The 16556-nt window shown below is 56.8% G+C and carries 14 protein-coding genes and 1 tRNA gene; 10 read left to right on the top strand and 5 right to left on the bottom strand.

Annotated elements, in window-relative coordinates:
• Positions 1-150: 150 nt before the first annotated feature.
• Complete coding sequence (locus P8935_RS01845; RefSeq protein WP_348263306.1) at positions 151-573, top strand: DUF3592 domain-containing protein; 423 nt, start codon at positions 151-153, stop codon at positions 571-573.
• A 347-nt stretch (positions 574-920) separates the two neighbouring features.
• On the opposite strand, the gene P8935_RS01840 is transcribed toward P8935_RS01845, so the two are convergent.
• Positions 921-1199 (bottom strand): hypothetical protein, encoded by a 279-nt coding sequence (locus tag P8935_RS01840; RefSeq protein ID WP_348263305.1) that lies wholly within the window; start codon positions 1197-1199, stop codon positions 921-923.
• Between the two features lie 542 nt (positions 1200-1741).
• Between P8935_RS01840 and P8935_RS01835 the strand changes: the two genes are divergently transcribed.
• Positions 1742-2989, top strand: coding sequence for a DUF711 family protein (locus P8935_RS01835; RefSeq protein WP_348263304.1), 1248 nt, complete (start codon positions 1742-1744; stop codon positions 2987-2989).
• Here P8935_RS01835 and purN read toward each other — a convergent pair.
• Entirely contained in the window at positions 2986-3633 is a 648-nt protein-coding gene (purN, locus tag P8935_RS01830) for a phosphoribosylglycinamide formyltransferase (RefSeq protein WP_348263303.1), read from the bottom strand. The genes P8935_RS01835 and purN overlap by 4 nt on opposite strands.
• A 212-nt stretch (positions 3634-3845) precedes the next feature.
• Positions 3846-4916: a phosphoribosylformylglycinamidine cyclo-ligase gene (purM, locus tag P8935_RS01825; protein WP_348263302.1), complete on the bottom strand. Its 1071-nt coding sequence runs from the start codon at positions 4914-4916 to the stop codon at positions 3846-3848.
• Between the two features lie 248 nt (positions 4917-5164).
• Here purM and hemL point away from each other — a divergent pair, with 248 nt between their 5' ends.
• Together hemL and P8935_RS01815 are read left to right on the top strand one after the other, a co-directional pair.
• Entirely contained in the window at positions 5165-6484 is a 1320-nt protein-coding gene (gene hemL / locus P8935_RS01820) for a glutamate-1-semialdehyde 2,1-aminomutase (protein WP_348263301.1), read from the top strand.
• A 113-nt stretch (positions 6485-6597) separates the two neighbouring features.
• Complete coding sequence (locus tag P8935_RS01815) at positions 6598-8343, top strand: histidinol-phosphate transaminase (protein ID WP_348263300.1); 1746 nt, start codon at positions 6598-6600, stop codon at positions 8341-8343.
• Between the two features lie 13 nt (positions 8344-8356).
• Here P8935_RS01815 and P8935_RS01810 read toward each other — a convergent pair whose 3' ends face one another.
• The gene (locus tag P8935_RS01810) at positions 8357-9094 is read right to left on the bottom strand and encodes a polysaccharide deacetylase family protein (protein ID WP_348263299.1); all 738 of its coding nucleotides are present in this window, start codon (positions 9092-9094) and stop codon (positions 8357-8359) included.
• A 140-nt stretch (positions 9095-9234) separates the two neighbouring features.
• On the opposite strand from P8935_RS01810, the gene P8935_RS01805 reads away from it, so the two are divergent.
• From P8935_RS01805 to P8935_RS01780, 6 genes are all read left to right on the top strand, one after another.
• The gene (locus tag P8935_RS01805; protein WP_348263298.1) at positions 9235-10407 is read left to right on the top strand and encodes a VCBS repeat-containing protein; all 1173 of its coding nucleotides are present in this window, start codon (positions 9235-9237) and stop codon (positions 10405-10407) included.
• A gap of 104 nt (positions 10408-10511) precedes the next feature.
• Complete coding sequence (gene panB / locus P8935_RS01800) at positions 10512-11435, top strand: 3-methyl-2-oxobutanoate hydroxymethyltransferase (RefSeq protein WP_348263297.1); 924 nt, start codon at positions 10512-10514, stop codon at positions 11433-11435.
• Positions 11435-12289, top strand: a complete 855-nt coding sequence (panC, locus tag P8935_RS01795; protein WP_348263296.1) for a pantoate--beta-alanine ligase — start codon at positions 11435-11437, stop codon at positions 12287-12289. Before panB ends, panC begins: the two co-directional genes overlap by 1 nt.
• Positions 12290-12368: 79 nt before the next feature.
• Positions 12369-13268: a DNA-formamidopyrimidine glycosylase family protein gene (locus P8935_RS01790; RefSeq protein ID WP_348263295.1), complete on the top strand. Its 900-nt coding sequence runs from the start codon at positions 12369-12371 to the stop codon at positions 13266-13268.
• A gap of 102 nt (positions 13269-13370) precedes the next feature.
• Positions 13371-13457, top strand: a tRNA-Leu gene (locus P8935_RS01785).
• Between the two features lie 892 nt (positions 13458-14349).
• Complete coding sequence (locus P8935_RS01780; protein ID WP_348263294.1) at positions 14350-15057, top strand: Crp/Fnr family transcriptional regulator; 708 nt, start codon at positions 14350-14352, stop codon at positions 15055-15057.
• Between the two features lie 173 nt (positions 15058-15230).
• On the opposite strand, the gene P8935_RS01775 is transcribed toward P8935_RS01780, so the two are convergent.
• A complete protein-coding gene (locus P8935_RS01775; RefSeq protein ID WP_348263293.1) occupies positions 15231-16283 on the bottom strand; it encodes a YXWGXW repeat-containing protein in 1053 nt (350 codons plus the stop codon).
• Positions 16284-16556: the final 273 nt, after the last annotated feature.

The raw sequence follows: 16556 nt of genomic DNA, 5'->3' as shown, positions 1-16556 counted from the left end.
CCGGCACACCACAGTTAGTGGGCGGCGAGAAGTCCTTTCTTAATCGATAGGAGATTTGGTTGACTTTCCCAGAAAAATCCATGCCTCGAACGCTTTTTCCGATGTCACGGTTGGATAACCGCCGATCCGCCAGAGCTCCAAAACCGGGCAATGTCCGGATTGCCCACCATCAGGCCGGAACCGATAATCTATACTGCTTCCACAATGCTGGAAGAACTCTTGGGGCGGATGCGCCGCATTGATAGATGGCCGGAGACCGCAGCGACAGTGACCTCGACCGACCGCTTCATTCCCGAAAGATGGCAACGCGGACCCTCAGAAGCCACCATAGGCTTTTGTTACACACCCGACGGCGGTGAAATTCAATCGGGACAATTCCGGGTAGACGATGGATGTTCCCTATTTAACGTCGATGAACGCGATACGTTTCCCATTCGTTATGATCCGGCGCATCCCGAACGCTATTTCAGCAGCGAGTTCAGCATTCGATCTAGGCTGAAGTTCCTCGGCTTGCTTGTCGTAGGGTTTGTCGCAGTTTTCGTCTACGTGTTCGCTTCCTTCCTGCGCCGTTAGGGCGATGCAATTTCCCATGCTGGCCGGGCAAGCTTCGTTACTCCCCTATCACCGTCTACTCGGAAATAACCATTTGGTAATATCAATCGCGATCGTAGAGTTGAGAGGTTGAAAAACGACCGCAGGTCCCTCCACTTCGGTGGGATCACATTGGTTGTTTGCGATTGTTGTCCGAATCACCGTTCACAAGGAAGTAGGTCTTTTGGACTGGCAGTAGCAGAGAATGCTGCCACGTTGTTTGCGCGTTGGGGTCTGTGGTCCCGTCTACCGAGTAGAATGCGCTCGATGGACGGGGCGCCGGCTGTTGTTGCAACTTAACAGCTTTACATTTCCACAGTTTCACAGCGTTAAAATTTGACGCCGAGACTGGTGAGAAACGCGATGACCTCGGGCCATGCGGCTTTGAGGTCCGTTGCGGTCTGAATATCGAGAGCGATATTCAGCGGGTTAGAGGCGGCGCCGGCGAGTTCTGCGATCGGCTTCTCCACCGCGGCGATCAGTGTGGCGAGTGCGGCCACAACTTGCGGTGCGGCCTTCAGTGCCTTGTTGGCGCCGGCGAGCCACTTGAGGGCATCCTCAGCTCCGATTTCAATTCCTTTTTCGATATTTACCAGGATGTTTGCCATGGCGATAAATTCCTTTTCTCGCCAACGGCAAGCCAATCCGCAGCCTGCCGCTGACAGTGAGTTACGGCGACAGCACTCGCGAAAATAGCCGTGGTTGCGGTGAGAGATTCGGAGTAAGTCGCCTTGGCGCAGACGAGCGCTTTCGCGGCGAACAGCTTCGCGCGGCAATCGCTGGATTGTCTGGCTATGTTTTAAATCTTAGAGAGAGCGTGGAAATAACATGCAAAAAACGCGTGGTGAATCTTCGCAGCGAAATGAGCAACTTAGAAGATTTTGTCCGGCCATGGACTTGACGAGACTACGGCTGGAACCCAAGTGAGTTCAGCTTTTACAGATTCGCAATTCCAACGAAACTTTGCGGTTTTGAGAAGTAAGTTGCTGACTTAGCTGACGCCGGACATCATCAATTATCCGCAAAATAGCAGTAGTTTTTTGCCGAACAGATCTGCTACTTAGGGCGGATCGGCGGCAGCTTTCTATAGACGGAAGTGACGAATGCTACATTGGTGTTCTCACCATCCCCTTCTTCTCCAGAGGCTCATATGAAGCAGCTTGTGTTTCTCGCTATAGCGTTATTGCCGTTTCAGATGCTTGCGCAGACCGGTGCTTCGAGCGCCGCTACTACGGGCAATCCAAAGATACGGGCGATCACCGGATTTGTGCGTCTCGACCGGAGCCAGTTCGAAAAGCAGGTCGCGGATACGCTGACCGTCTTACGAAAGGTGAAAAGCGAATTCGAAGCGGCCGGGTACCAGGTGGAGTCGGTGCGGATTACGACTCAGCCTCTTGGCGAGCTTGTAAAGGGAGCGTCGGAAGAGGAAGCGCTGGCGTTTCTCGCGCGCTTTGACGCGTTGTCAGTGAAGGAAGACTTCATTCCCAACGTAGGGCCGGCGATGATGCACGACAGCGACGATCCAGCTACGATGCATCTGCTGGAACGAGCGCTTTCAAAGCTGCCGACGATCGAAGCGAGTTCGATCATTGCGGATGAGTCGGGAATTCACTGGAAGACGATTCATCGTACCGCGGAGCTAGTGAAGTATGTGGCCGAGCACAGCCCGCATGCACAAGGGACCTTCAACTTTACGGCGACAGCGATGCTGAAGCCGCTCGGGCCTTTTTATCCAGGGTCGTTTCACACGGGCGCAGGCAAGCAGTTTGCCATCGGAATTGAAGGTGCCGGCCTGGTGGCGGACGTGTTCACGCGCGACAAGGGAAATGCTGAAACCGCAACTACGGACCTGACCGCCGCGCTGACGAAACATGCAAGAGTGGCGGAGAGCATCGGCAACAAGGTGGCTGCCGAGACAGGATGGGCGTACGTGGGATTTGATCCAACCCCTGCGCCGCTTGGCGAGGTTTCGATTGCCACGGCGATTGAAGATTTTACCGGTGCAAAATTTGGATCGAGTGGAACGCTGACTGCAGCGCGAATCATTACGGCGGCGGTAAAGGCGGTGCCGGTGAAGCAGATTGGATACTCCGGCCTGATGGTGCCCGTGATGGAAGACAAGGTGATGGCGCAGCGCTGGGCCGAAAATGATTTCAACGTGGATTCGCTGCTCGCGTATTCGGCGGTGTGCGGCACGGGGCTCGATACGATTCCGCTGCCGGGAGATGTGAGCCTCGAACAGATGGAGCGAATGTACTCGGATGTCGCTTCGCTGGCATTGAAGTGGAACAAGCCACTCTCAGCGCGGTTGCAGCCGGTGCCGGGCAAGAAGGCCGGCGATGTGACGGAGTACCAGGATCCGTATCTCTTCAACACTACGATTCATGCGGTGCCCTAATTACCCGTGTCAAATCGTTGGCGCTTGACGTAGCGGCGGCCCCGCATCTCGTAATCCCCGCTGGCGACGCGGGCGATGGCTTCGCTGTAGGCGATGTGCTCTTCGGCGAGGATGCGGTCAGCGAGAGAGTGGGCGTCGTCGGTTTCCAAAACCGGAATGGCGCGTTGCAGAATGATAGCTCCGTGATCGAGATGCTCATCGACAAAGTGCACGGTGCAGCCGGCAACTTTGACACCATAGTCGAAAGCTTGCTGCTGCGCGTCGAGTCCCGGAAAAGCGGGCAACAGCGAAGGATGGATGTTGAGGATGCGGTTGGGGAACGCGGAGATGAAGCCCGGCGAGAGCAGGCGCATGTAGCCGGCGAGGCAGACGAGATCGATTTTGTGTTCGCGGAGGGAGCCAATAAGGTCGGCGTCGTGCTCGGCGCGAGGACGTCCTTTCGAAACATAGACGGCGGTCGGCAGATTCAGATCCCGTGCGGCGCTAATTCCGGGAGCGTCGGCGACGTTGGACAGGACGATGGCGATTTCAACGCCGGACAGTCGGCCTTCCCGGATGGATTTAGCGATGGCGAGAAAGTTAGATCCGCGCCCGGAGAGCAATACGCCTATACGGAAGGGCGCTTTGGATTTCGAGCCTGCCAATGAATCTCTCCGTGATTAAACTTGCTTGACTCGCCGCGCTTCATAAGAAGCCATCACTTCAGTTCGCATGGTTGGATCGCCGAGTTTCTCCAGCGATCAGATACATCGGGAATCGCCCAAGTCTGCCATGCAGCGAGCGCAGTCAACTCCGCGATCCATCGTTTCAGGAGCCGTGGGCTGGTCGAGTTCCGTACCGCAGATTCCGCATTTCATCAGGTGTAGTGGACGTGGTGGTCGCCTTTAATAATGCGGCCAACGACGTAGAACTTCTCTTCCGCGCGGTCGAGCAGAGTCTTGGCGCGTGTAAACTTCGCGGCGGGGATGACGGCGATAAGGCCGACACCCATGTTGAAGGTGCGCATCATCTCGTCTTGCGATACCTGGCCGAGATCCCGGAGGTGGTCGAAGATCGGGAGCACCGGCCAGGAGCCAAGTTCAACTTGCGCCGCCAGCCCCTTGGGCAGAATTCTGGGCAGATTTTCGGTAATGCCGCCGCCCGTGATGTGAGCCATGCCGGCGGTCATTCCGGCCGCAACCAGTTTCTGCGTAACGTGCAGATAGCTGCGGTGCGTCTTCATGAGTGCCGTGCCCGCTTTCTCTTTAATGGCGGTGACGTATTGGCTTGGTTTGTATTTAGCCACGTCGAACATCAGTTTGCGAGCGAGCGAATAGCCATTGGTGTGGAGGCCCGTGGAGGGGAATCCGACAAGGACGTCGCCAGCCTTGATGTCGGCTCCAGTTACCAGTTTGTCGCGATCGACGGCACCGACAATAAAGCCCGCAAGGTCGTATTCACCGTCGGCATAGAAGCCAGGCATCTGCGCAGTTTCCCCGCCGATCAGGGCGCAGCCATTAGCTTTGCATGCCTCGGCGAGGCCCGAGACGACGGTCTCTGTAACCTCGGGATCGAGCTTGCCACTGGCGAAGTAGTCGAGGAAGAAGAGAGGCGTCGCACCCTGGACAGCGATGTCGTTGACGCAGTGGTTGACCAAGTCTCCGCCGACGCTGGAGTGAAGGCCCATTTCGAAGGCGATTTTGAGCTTCGTGCCTACACCGTCTGCCGAGCTGACCAGGATAGGACTTTTGAACTTCTGCAGATCGAGCCGAAAGAGCGCCCCAAAGCCCCCGATCCCACCTAAAACATTGCGATTAAAGGTTTTCTGAGCCAGGTATTTGATGCGATCTTTAGCCCGGTCGCCGCGGGAGATGTCGACCCCGGCGTCGGCATAGGTAATGCCGCGCTGCTGCACGGTTTCTGGCTTTGCTTTGGATTCTTCGGGCACGATTTCAGCCTTCTAACCACCCCATCGACCGGCCCAGAGGGCACCCGTTTGTCGCTTGGGACCCCAGATTCCTGGGGCTGTGGAATGTCTTTCCGAAAAAATCTGCGTCGGAAAGGTCGATTCTAGCAGGGTTCACGGCACGGGTCTGTGAAGGCGGAAATCGATTTGCTGTTCAAAACTCCGACAAATGCGAAGGGTCGAGAGCGAGCGCTTCAGGTCGATGGCGCGACTTCTATACTGTAGCCACGATGAGCTCAGAAACAACCAAAACACCAACCCACACCCGTTCCCATGAACTGCAACAGCGCGCTGAGCGTTATTTCCCGGGCGGCGTCAATTCGCCAGTGCGGGCATTTCGCGCGGTGGGGGGTGCTCCGCCATTTGTGGAGCGGGCGGAAGGCCCATGGGTCGTCGATGCGGACGGCAATCGCTACATCGACTACGTGGGTTCATGGGGGCCGATGATCCTGGGGCACGCTTTTCGGCCCGTGGTGGAGGCGATTGCGCGGGCTGCACGAAACTCAGCGAGCTTTGGGGCATCGACGGCGAGCGAGGCAGATCTGGCGGAGCGGATTGTTACGTGTTATCCGGCCATTGAGAAGATCCGCTTTGTCAGTTCCGGCACCGAGGCCACCATGTCGGCGATCCGCCTGGCGCGCGCGGCGACGGGACGCAAGATCATCATCAAGTTTGAAGGCTGCTATCACGGCCATGCGGATGGACTGCTGGTGAAGGCCGGTTCGGGCGTCGCCACGTTCGGAATTCCGGGTTCGGCAGGGGTCCCGGAAGAGATTGCCGCGCTTACGCATGCATTGCCGTATAACGATACGGCGGCTGTTGAATCGGCATTTGATGCCCATCCCAATCAAATTGCAGCGGTGATTCTGGAACCCGTGGTGGGGAACGCAGGGTGTATTCCACCTATGCCCGGATATCTCGAAGCTTTGCGCGAACTGACGCGGCGCGAAGGCGCATTGCTGATCGTGGATGAGGTGATGACGGGATTCCGCGTGGCGCTGGGCGGCGCATGCGAGTTGTACCGACTCGACCCTGACTTGGTGACACTGGGGAAGATTGTGGGCGGGGGATTACCGGTGGGCGTCTTTGGCGGCAAGCAGAGGTATATGGATATGCTGGCGCCGCTGGGGCCCGTCTACCAGGCAGGAACACTGAGCGGTAATCCGCTGGCGATGGCTGCGGGGATCGCTACGGTCGGGTATTTGCAGGAGCACAAGGCCGAAGTGTATGCGCGCTTGGAATCGACGTCGAAGGCTGTTGCAGATGGCGTCGCGGCTGAGGCCGCGAAGGCCGGAGTGGCGCTGACGACGAATCGTGTAGGTGCTATGTGGACGTGGTTCTTTCAAGGTGACTTGGTGACGAATTACGACGAGGCGGCAAAGTCGGATACGGCGGCGTTTGGACGTTTCCATCGGGCCATGCTGGACCGCGGGGTGTGGCTGCCGCCATCTCAGTTTGAGGCGGCTTTTCTGGGGACGACGCACGGAGATGCGGAAGTCAAGGCGACGATAGAGGCGGCTGGTGAGGCGTTTCGCCTCATCGTGGATTGAGGCGGGCAAAGCTATTGTGACAACGCCAAAAGTGTCATAACGGGTATTTCAAGCTTTATAGACCTGATATACATTCATTCGCGAGACAAGCATTCATTCTCGGGGATGGTTGATTGAAAGACAGGAACTTTGGCAACGTAGCGATAGAGCTAGCCACGCAGGCCGATCGGCCTTCTATCTACCGCATGCGCCATGAGGTGTATGCCACCGAGCTTGGGCAGCATGCAGTGCAACCGACTGCGATGCTGTCGGATGCTCTCGATGACGGCAATATCTACATCGTGGCGAAGGTTCGCAGCCAGTTGGCAGGCTTCATCAGTGTCACCCCGCCGACTCTCGGCCGGTACTCCATCGAAAAATATGTGCGGCGAGACGAATTGCCTGTTGAGCTCGATGGACACACATACGAAGCCCGAATCTTAACCGTCGCGCGCGCTCACAGGCATAGTCGCGTTGCCTGGTACCTGATGTACGCAGCCTTCCGCTGGGTAGAAGAGCACGGCGGTGAACAGATCATTGCGATGGGACGGTCTGAAATATTGGGCATGTACCAGAGCTTTGGTGCGCAACTTCTTCGACATCGAGTTGTATCGGGCGCAGTCACATATGAACTGATAAAAACATCAGTTTCCGATCTGCGTCGATATGCGATCCACCACAAGTCCACGATCGACAAGATGAGCAAGCGCGTCGACTGGAAGATGGACTTCCCGTTCTTGAAACCGCCATGTTGCTTTCACGGCGGGGCGTTTTTTGACGCAATTGGTAACGGATTCGACACTCTGGAACGGCGCGAAGTCATCGTGAACGCCGACGTCCTGGATGCCTGGTTTCCTCCGTCTCCAGGCGTGTTATGCGCTCTGCAGGAGCATCTTTCGTGGCTGGTTCGAACATCTCCGCCTGCGCAGTGTGAGGGCCTGTGCGAAGCGGTCGCTCTGCATCGTGGGGTCCGGACCGAGAATATTCTGCCGGGTGCAGGATCGTCTGATCTTATCTATCGCGCGTTTCGACACTGGCTCCATCGTAAATCGCGAGTTCTGATACTTGACCCGACTTATGGCGAGTACGGGCATGTACTTGAGAAGGTAATTGGGTGCCGGGTGGATCGACTCACGCTCTCGCGGCGAGATCGATACAGAGTCGACCTGGACGAGCTTGCCTGGCGAATCAAGCAGGGATATGACCTCGTCATACTGGTCAATCCAAACAATCCAACAGGAATGCACATTCGCCGCTCTGGCCTGGAAAGCCTGCTTCGCACGGTGCCGCCTGAGACAAGGGTGTGGATCGATGAAGCATACATCGACTATGTCGGGGCCTCAGAATCACTAGAACGCTTCGCGGCGGAGAGCGAAAACATTATCGTTTGCAAAACGATGTCGAAAGTCTACGCACTGAGCGGGATGCGCGTGGGGTATCTATGTGCATCACCGCATCAGCTTTCGGATCTAATTTCGCTTACGCCCCCATGGGTTGTCGGATTACCAGCGCAGGTCGCGGCAGTGCGTGCCCTTGAAGACCCCGCATACTACGAAGAACAGTACAGGAGGACACACGCGCTGCGTCGCGAAATGAATGAAGCCTTACGTGACATTGGCGTTCTCGAAATTGTGCCCGGAGAAGCAAACTTTCTGATGTTTCATCTCGATGAGTTGCAGCCGACCGGTGAGCAGGTGATAGACCGGGCACGCGGAGTAGGAGTGTTTGTCCGCAATGTCGCAAGCATGGGAAGCGATCTGGGATCACGTGCGCTTCGCTTTGCCATCAAGGATCAAGCCAGCAACGAACGGATCCTGCACACGTTGCAACGCTGTGTCTCTCCGCTCGGAGACGGGACGAAGCTCGTTTCAGTCCTGTAGGTGTTCTCTATTTCTAGATCCATGCGTCGAGGGTGAGGAACTTGTGCGTCCTGGTGTAACGGTCGAGAAGTTGCGATGCTGCCGACACCGACGGCCCGCGATCAGCGTTGAGTGCGCGGTGATTGCCGTCGTGCAAAACAATGTTGCTGGCCCACCCTCTGCGCTGATTACTGTCGATCTTCTTGATCAGATTCTGCGCGATCGTGTCGGCGGAGGGCTCACTCCAGTCCGTTGTCATCGCATTCCATGTGACAGGGATGAGGCCGAGCTGCCGCGCAAGTTTAAGCACATAGGGGCGGCGCGCGCCGAAAGGAGGACGGAAGTAGCGCACGGGTTTGCCGATGATGCCGCCGAGAATGTCGTTTGTGCGAGTCAACTCGTCAAGAATGTCTGCGGATCGCGTGCGGCTCAGGTCCGGATGGTTCCACGTGTGATTGCCGATGAGGTGTCCACCTTCAGCAACACGGCGAGCGAGCTCGAGCTCGGTTTTGACGAATTTGCCGACCATGAAGAACGTGGCGTGAACTTGGTGCTCGGCAAGGATGTCGAGAAGTCTAGGCGTCCACGCGGGATTTGGACCGTCGTCGAATGTGAGCGCGATTTGGTCGGGGTGACGCGGAGCAATAAGGGTACGGCCGAATATCTGCGAAGTGGGCCAATGAGAGGCGTAGGCGAAGCCTCCAACGCCGAGCCCAGTTGCGCCGGCGAGACCGATTGCCCCGTAAATACTCGCAGCTAAAGGAGAAAGCATCGCTACTTACTAGTGTGCAGCGGCGACAAACAATGCGCAAGTGATCTGAAGTTGAATGGCCTCAAGCGGCAAGCCGCACAAGGGTTCTGAATGCAACAGACAGGATGGACGTGCCTCGAGGCCACGAGGATAATGATGCGATGAGGACGCCAGGCGCAAAGCTCTGGGCTGCGGCACTCGGACTCGCATCCGTGACCGGGTCGCTGGCAGTTGCATCCGCTCCTGCAAATCTCTCGTTTCGCCAAGTCACAATCAGTACAGGGAAAGGCGCGCGATTTGTAGCAGTGGCCGACGTCAACGAGGATGGCAAGCCGGACCTCATCGTGGCCAACGATGACGCGGAGACGCTCACCGTCTTGCTGGGAGATGGCAAAGGGACCTTTCATCTCGCGCCGGGTTCGCCAATTCCTGCGGGACATCTCCCAAACGATATTGCTGTTGCGGACATGAATGGCGACGGTCATCTAGACCTGGTTATCGCCAATCATCAGTCGCCTTATTTGAGAGTTCTGCTGGGTGACGGTAAGGGAGGCTTCAGTCTGGCGCATGGCTCGCCGATCGACGTGCATTCCAATCCGCATCCTCATGGCGTAGCCGTGGGTGCCTTCAGCGGCAGGGGAGTGCAGGATGTCGTCACCGATAGCTGGGGAAATAACAAAATCGAGCTTCTGCTCGGCGATGGCAAAGGCGGACTGCAAACGCCCGGGCGGTACTTTAACGTTGGCCGCCGCCCCTACGAACGCCCCCGCTCCGCGGACTTCAACCTCGACGGCCTTCCAGATATCGTGACCACAAATCTCGATGAGGATACCGTCACGATCCTTATGAGTGATGGAAAAGGCGGCTTTCGAGAGGCAACTGGCTCGCCGTTTCCTGCAGGAGCAAAGCCATGGCAGGTGGCTGTCGGCGACTTCAATCGCGATGGGAAGATTGACTTGGCGATCATTCCCTACGAGCGCGATGTGCCTCGCGCCGACCAAGTGACTGTTACCGCGCTTCTGGGAGATGGCAAAGGTGGCTTCAGTCCATCGCATGCGCAGGGCCTTTCACTGGAGGGTTGTCACGGGCCAAACAGTCTCGCAATCGGAGACCTGAATGGCGACGGATTCCCCGACATCGTGGTGCACTGCGCGGAGAGTCCAAGTCTGGCGATCTTTCTGGGTGGCCCAGGGCTGCGCTTTTCGCGCATCAACGAACCGGCTGAAAGTGGTTGGGGAGGCGTGGCGGTAGCTGATTTGAATGGCGACGGCAAAGCGGACATCGTTACCGCTAATCATGACAACGGTACGATTACGGTTTATCTAAGCAAATGACTCGAGGGCACGTAGGATCGCTTGTTTTCGAGGCACGCCTGACGGGCGTATAATTTTCTTGTTCGGGTCGCATCCTGCGTTGACGGAGCGGCACTGGAGACAACATGAGCTTTACGAACTTCCCCGGAAGCGCGAATTCCTCGCCGCTTGATCCTTCCATCACAAAGGTCACAATTCCTGCGCTGGCTGAAATGAAGCGCCAGGGCAAACCTATCTCTGCGCTTACGGCGTACGACTACGCGACCTCGCGGCTGGTGGATGAGGCCGGCATTGACCTGGTGCTGGTGGGCGACTCGTTGGCCATGGTCGTCATGGGCCATGACAATACGCTGGCCGTCACTGTCGACGAAATGCTGCATCACACGCGGGCCGTTCGGCGGGCCGTGCGACGGGCGTTGGTGGTTGCAGACATGCCGTTCGGCAGCTATCACGGCACCGTGGCCGAAGGCGTTGGCAACGCGGTGCGCTTCATCAAGGAAGCGGGAGCAGAGGCGGTAAAGATCGAAGGTCCGCGTGTGGCTCTGGTGCAGGCGCTGACCGATGCGGAGATCCCGGTTATCGGGCATCTGGGATTGACACCGCAGAGCGTGCATCGCATGGGCGGATATCGCGTACAAGCCAAAACAACTGACTCGGTCCAACAGATAAAGGCTGATGCCAAGGCCCTCGAAGAGGCTGGTGCGGGTGTTCTGGTGCTCGAAGGAATTCCCCGTGAAGTGGCTGCCGAGATCACAGCGGAGTTGACGATCCCTACGATCGGGATCGGAGCAGGCCCGGATTGCGACGGGCAGATTCTCGTCTTTCACGACATGGTGAATTTGAGCTTCGCACCGAAGGCCAAGTTTGCGCGGCGATATGCGGATGCGGCGTCGCTCTTCCGTGTGGCGATTGAGCACTATCGCGAGGACGTCGAACATCGCACCTTCCCTGCGGACGAAGAGAGCTATCATCTGTCCTCAGCGGTGCGAAAGGAACTGGAGACCGAGCGCGGGGATGCTCATCCAGTAAAGCAACTACGCAAGGCGTAATGCAGATTCTAGGAACAGTCGAAGAACTGCGACAGTGGAGTCGCGCGCACCGATGCGATCGCGCGAACGGCGCCGGAATGGCTCTCGTGCCGACGATGGGTGCGCTGCACGCTGGGCACGCTTCTCTGATTCGCGCGGCCTCTGAAGCGCGGCCAGGGCGCGTTGCTGTAAGCATCTTCGTGAACCCGACACAATTTGGCCCGAACGAGGATTTCGCGCGTTATCCGCGAACGTTCAGCGCGGACTGTGCGCTGGCCGAGCGGGAAGGCGCGTCCGTCATCTTCGCTCCAAGTGTCGAAGAGATGTACCCAGCCGGTGCAGCGACGGTTGTTGATGTGGAGGCGCTGAGCGATCGACTGGACGGTGCGTCGCGTCCAGGACACTTTCGCGGTGTGGCGACTGTCGTGGCGAAGCTCCTCATTGCCGCAGAACCCGATCTCGCCTTCTTCGGCCAGAAAGATGCCGCGCAGGTGGCGGTACTGCGACGGATGGTTGTCGATCTGCGACTGGACACAAAGATCGTGGTGTGCCCGATCGTACGCGAGCCCGACGGACTGGCGCTGAGCTCACGCAACGTGTACCTGAACGCTGCTGAGCGGAAGCAGGCACTGGTCCTCAGTCGCGCGATTGATTGTGTTCAGAAGCTAGTCGCCAGTGGAGAGCGGCGAAGCGTGACTTTGATCGAGGCAGCAAGAACCGTATTCGCAGAACAGCCGGCGGTGCGTGTAGATTACATCGAACTGGTGGACTGGGCAACGCTGTGGCCGGTGCTGTCAGCCACACAGGGAACGCTATTCGCCGTCGCTGCCTGGGTGGGCGCCACGCGGCTCATCGATAACACCGTTATCGGATGAACCATGAACGGCATTGAAGGCTCCGGCTTTCAGAACAAAGCCTTGCGCTGAACAAGCAGTTGCACTCAATCTTGTACACATGCCGGAACTGCCTGACATAACTGCGTACATCGCCGCTCTTGAAGAGCGAATCATGGGGCAAACGCTCGAACGCGTGCGCTTGGGATCGGTGTTTCTGCTCCGGACTGTCGATCCACCCTTGACTGCGGCGGAAGGTCGAGTGGTGCGAAAGCTGCGCCGCGTCGGCAAACGAATTGCAATCGGCGTGGATGACGACATTTGGTTGGTCCTGCACCTTATGATTGCCGGACGGCTGCACTGGAAGGCTGCACAGGCGAAGCTGGCGGGAAAATACGCGCTGGCTGCATTCGATTTTCCAAACGGGTCACTCGTATTGACCGAAGCCGGATCGAAACGGCGCGCATCGCTGTACGTTGTCCGCGGCCAAGAAGCCTTGCGATCGATGGACCCGGGCGGCGTGGAAATCTTTGAGACTGATCTAGATGGTTTCCGCGGGGCGCTGACTGCGGAGAATCGCACGCTGAAGAGAGCCCTCACCGATCCGCGGCTGATCAGCGGAGTAGGCAATGCGTATTCCGATGAGATCCTGCATGCGGCGCAGCTGTCGCCCATTGCGCTGACGCATAAGCTGAAGCCGGAAGAGTGGGAGCGTCTGTTCGCAGCAACCCGCGCGACCATGACGGCATGGATGGATCGCCTGGGGTCCGAAGCGCAGAAGAAGTTCCCGGAGAAGGTAACGGCATTCCGGCCGGAGATGGCGGTCCACGGCAAGTTCAATCAGCCGTGTCCGCGATGCGGCGAGAAAGTGCAGCGAATTCGCTACGCGGACAACGAAACGAATTACTGCGCCCGTTGTCAGACCGGCGGAAAAGTGCTGGCGGATCGCAGCCTGTCACGGCTATTGGGTGCGGACTGGCCACGAACGCTTGATGAGTTGGAAGCCCTGAAGAAGAAGTGACTTGCAAGCCTGGAAGATTTCGGAAATTTGACACGATTGGCCGCTTTTGCGAGACTCAGAGATGCTGCCGATCCAGTGAAAACTGCTGGGTTCGTGTCTCGTGCCGAAGTGGCGGAATTGGCAGACGCGCGTGGTTCAGGTCCACGTACTCGCAAGGGTGTGGGGGTTCGAGTCCCTTCTTCGGCACCATAGCAATTCCAATCTTATTGATTTCTCACGTAAATCAACCTAAATAAGCAGTTTACTGGATTTTACTTCTGCCACTTGGTTCACCTGAATGTCCCTTTATAGAACCGATTCAGGCCAAAAACATTAGCAACCATAGCAAGCTAGAGCGGATGAATGTGCCACACCGCCGACTTCCTATTGCGGGCCGAAACGCCACCCAAACTCACACGCTGAGCTTGCTTTGGCCTGCGTGGTCGTTCCCCTCATGGCTCAAATCCCATTTGGGACTTTTTGTCACGCCTCTGCGCATCATTCACTGCGGCCACTTATGGCTGAAACGCAGGGATGGAAATCGATTACACCCTGAGCCACACGGTCACAAGACGTCAGAATCGTAGCGGAGAAGTTCATGTTAACGAGGTCCACGCCTCTAGCACCCGAGAAGGCGATCTTCCCGGGCACCAGAATTTATCCGACGGCTGAGAAACAAAGGGTTCAGCTGCCTAAATTACCTTAGGAGGATGAAGGTTGCCATTGTTACGGGTGCGGCACAAGGGATCGGTCGGGCGGACAGCCGAGGTCTTGGCAAACGCCGGTTATGCGTTGGCATTGCTCGATCTGAAGTCTCCTGTGGCTACTTTGGCGCAGGCTCGGGCCGCACATTGACGAATAGGCGCGGAGTTTCAGCCATCTTGCCTTGTGAGCGATATTGACCAGACAACCGCGATTTAGAACGGTGATGATTGACAGGGCTGAAGCATCTGAAGAATTCTGCTTGCACCGTGGAGAATCCGTCGCGGTCGGGGCTTCATGACCCGCTTCTTGTCAAAGATCCTTCTACGACCGGAACCTGTCCCAGTATCAGGAAAATCATCCACTTGCTCTCAGCATAGATACCCGGCAAGGACACCTTATGCCAATAGCCACAATTAGTGACGCTCCGTTTGACCATGCCGCCTTTCTTGCGAACGCCGGATTGGGAAGAACAGTCATCGAATTGAAACCTAATCAGACCTTTTTTTGCCAAGGGGACAAGGCTGACGCAGTTTTTTACTTGCAACGAGGAAGGGCACGATTGACCGTCTTGTCTCAGGGCGGCAAAGAAGCCACAATCACACTTCTATCGGCAGGGGAGTTTGTTGGAGAAGAATCGTTAGCGGCAATCATGGGGTTGCGTTTGGCCACAGCAACCGCTGTTAATGCGTGCTCGGCGCTCAGAATCGGGAGAGCTGAAATGGTGCGCGTTATGCACGATGAGCCTGCGTTCGCGGACATCTTCTTGAAGTTTCTCCTCGCGCGCAGTATGCGGACCCAAGCCGACCTTGTCGATCAACTCTTCAACTCCAGCGAAAAACGGCTGGCCAGGATTCTTTTGCTGATGGCGGAATTTGGCAAGCCCGGCGAACCGGAACAATTTATTCCCCCGATTACCCAAGAGACTCTGGCCGACATGATCGGCACCACTCGATCTCGCGTCAGCTTTTTTATGAATCGTTTCCGCAAACTCGGTTTGATTGACTACAACGGTCGCATCCAAGTGCACAAGTCGCTCCTCAACGTGGTGCTGCTCGATCAATTACCTGATCACAACTCGCAGAAACCAAAACTGAAACTGGGTTGATCGCCTTCGGTAAATCGGGTTGGTTTAAATTTAATCATGCATCGTTCCAGGATGCCCGAGACTAGATCCGAGTTGGAGCAGCGTCAGTGTTTCGAGAAAAGTTCGCGGCTGGGTAGGTTATAACCAGCCGCGATTGAATCAGCAAAAATTCAGTTTCTATTGTCGGGGCGATCCTAATTCTTCTGATTGTCTTGTCTCGTCTGAGGCTGCCGAGCCTGCAGATTCTGCTGCTGAGCAGCATGCTTGTTAGACAACTGTTGTGTCTGTTGCTGGTGCTTCTGCTCGACTTGCTGAGTCCGGGAATCGCTGGGCTTCTGCTGCGACATGCGCTGATGCTCGCTGTCTTGCTTGGCTTGGAGATTCTGGCGTTCCTGGGTCTGCTTATTGATCAGTGCGTCCTGCTGCTTCTCATATTTCTGGTCCGCCTTGGCGTTGCCAGAGTTGACTGGCGCTGGACGCGCGATTGGTGCGAGGTCGTTCGGATGATAGGCCGTTCTTGACTGAGCGTTGTCAGATGGCTTTGCCACGGGTTGGATACCCTGCCGCTCATTGACTGCTTCCGGCCTTGTGGCTGCTGCGATCGGCGGCTTGCCATGATTTGAAGCAGCGCGGAGTCCCGGATTGGCGCGTGCGGTCTGCGCATGTTGTGTTTGGGCAGAGACAGGCGCAACATGTCGTTGCCTCGAGACTGCCTCTTGTTGACTGGTGGCGCGGACGTCAATGCCCCCGCTTCCACCGTTGAAACTAATCCTGCTCTCGTTGCGGTTGCTGACTGGCGCGTCGTAAACGTTGCGGTTTCGCGAGACATCCACGTTGTTCTCAGAGCGGTTATAGAAGAAGTGCCCATTGTCCCAGCGGCCGCCTTCGTAGCCATTGCCCGAGTAGCCGTAGCCGTAGTTGATGCCGCCGTAGAATCCGACTTCTGGTCCCCAGTAGCCTTCGTTGAAGCGATATCCACCGTCTCCCCATCCCCAATAACCGGGTGTCCACAGGAAGCCTTCTTCCGGAGCCATTACCCATTCGCCGTCGACCCAGTAGTAATCGGAAACGCTGTCGTCGTAGGCCCAGTAGCCGGGGGTCCACAGATACCCATCTCCGGGGCAAATTGGCTGTTCGTATACAGGCAATGCAGGCGGACCGATGGAAATTGATACTCTAAGCTGTCCAAATAAAGTGGCCGGTATGGCCAATGCAAGAAATGCCAGCAAAATGCGGATGGTGCGCATACAGATCCTCTTGCCAATTCATCCTTCGATTACCCAATCTGCGCGAAACCAACTCGGGCTGCGTGGACCAAAAGGCGACGCGTTACACGCCGTTCACAAGACTTCCATGCGAGGCAATGCTGAGTCTGTGTATTAATGCTCACATCGTGAATTGCCGTGGAGTCTGTAGACGATTAGCCTGCGGACGAGAAGGGTGGAGATACGCGAGCTGCATGGCACGCATGCTGCACCACCGCATAGTGATGCCATGCATGGAACGCGGAGCAATGCGCT

Origin of the sequence: Telmatobacter sp. DSM 110680 (assembly GCF_039994875.1) — a bacterium.
Taxonomy (GTDB): Bacteria; Acidobacteriota; Terriglobia; order Terriglobales; family Acidobacteriaceae; genus Telmatobacter.
The sequence above is the reverse complement of the archived record's forward strand: the minus strand, read 5'-3'. Positions and strand labels throughout refer to the sequence as shown.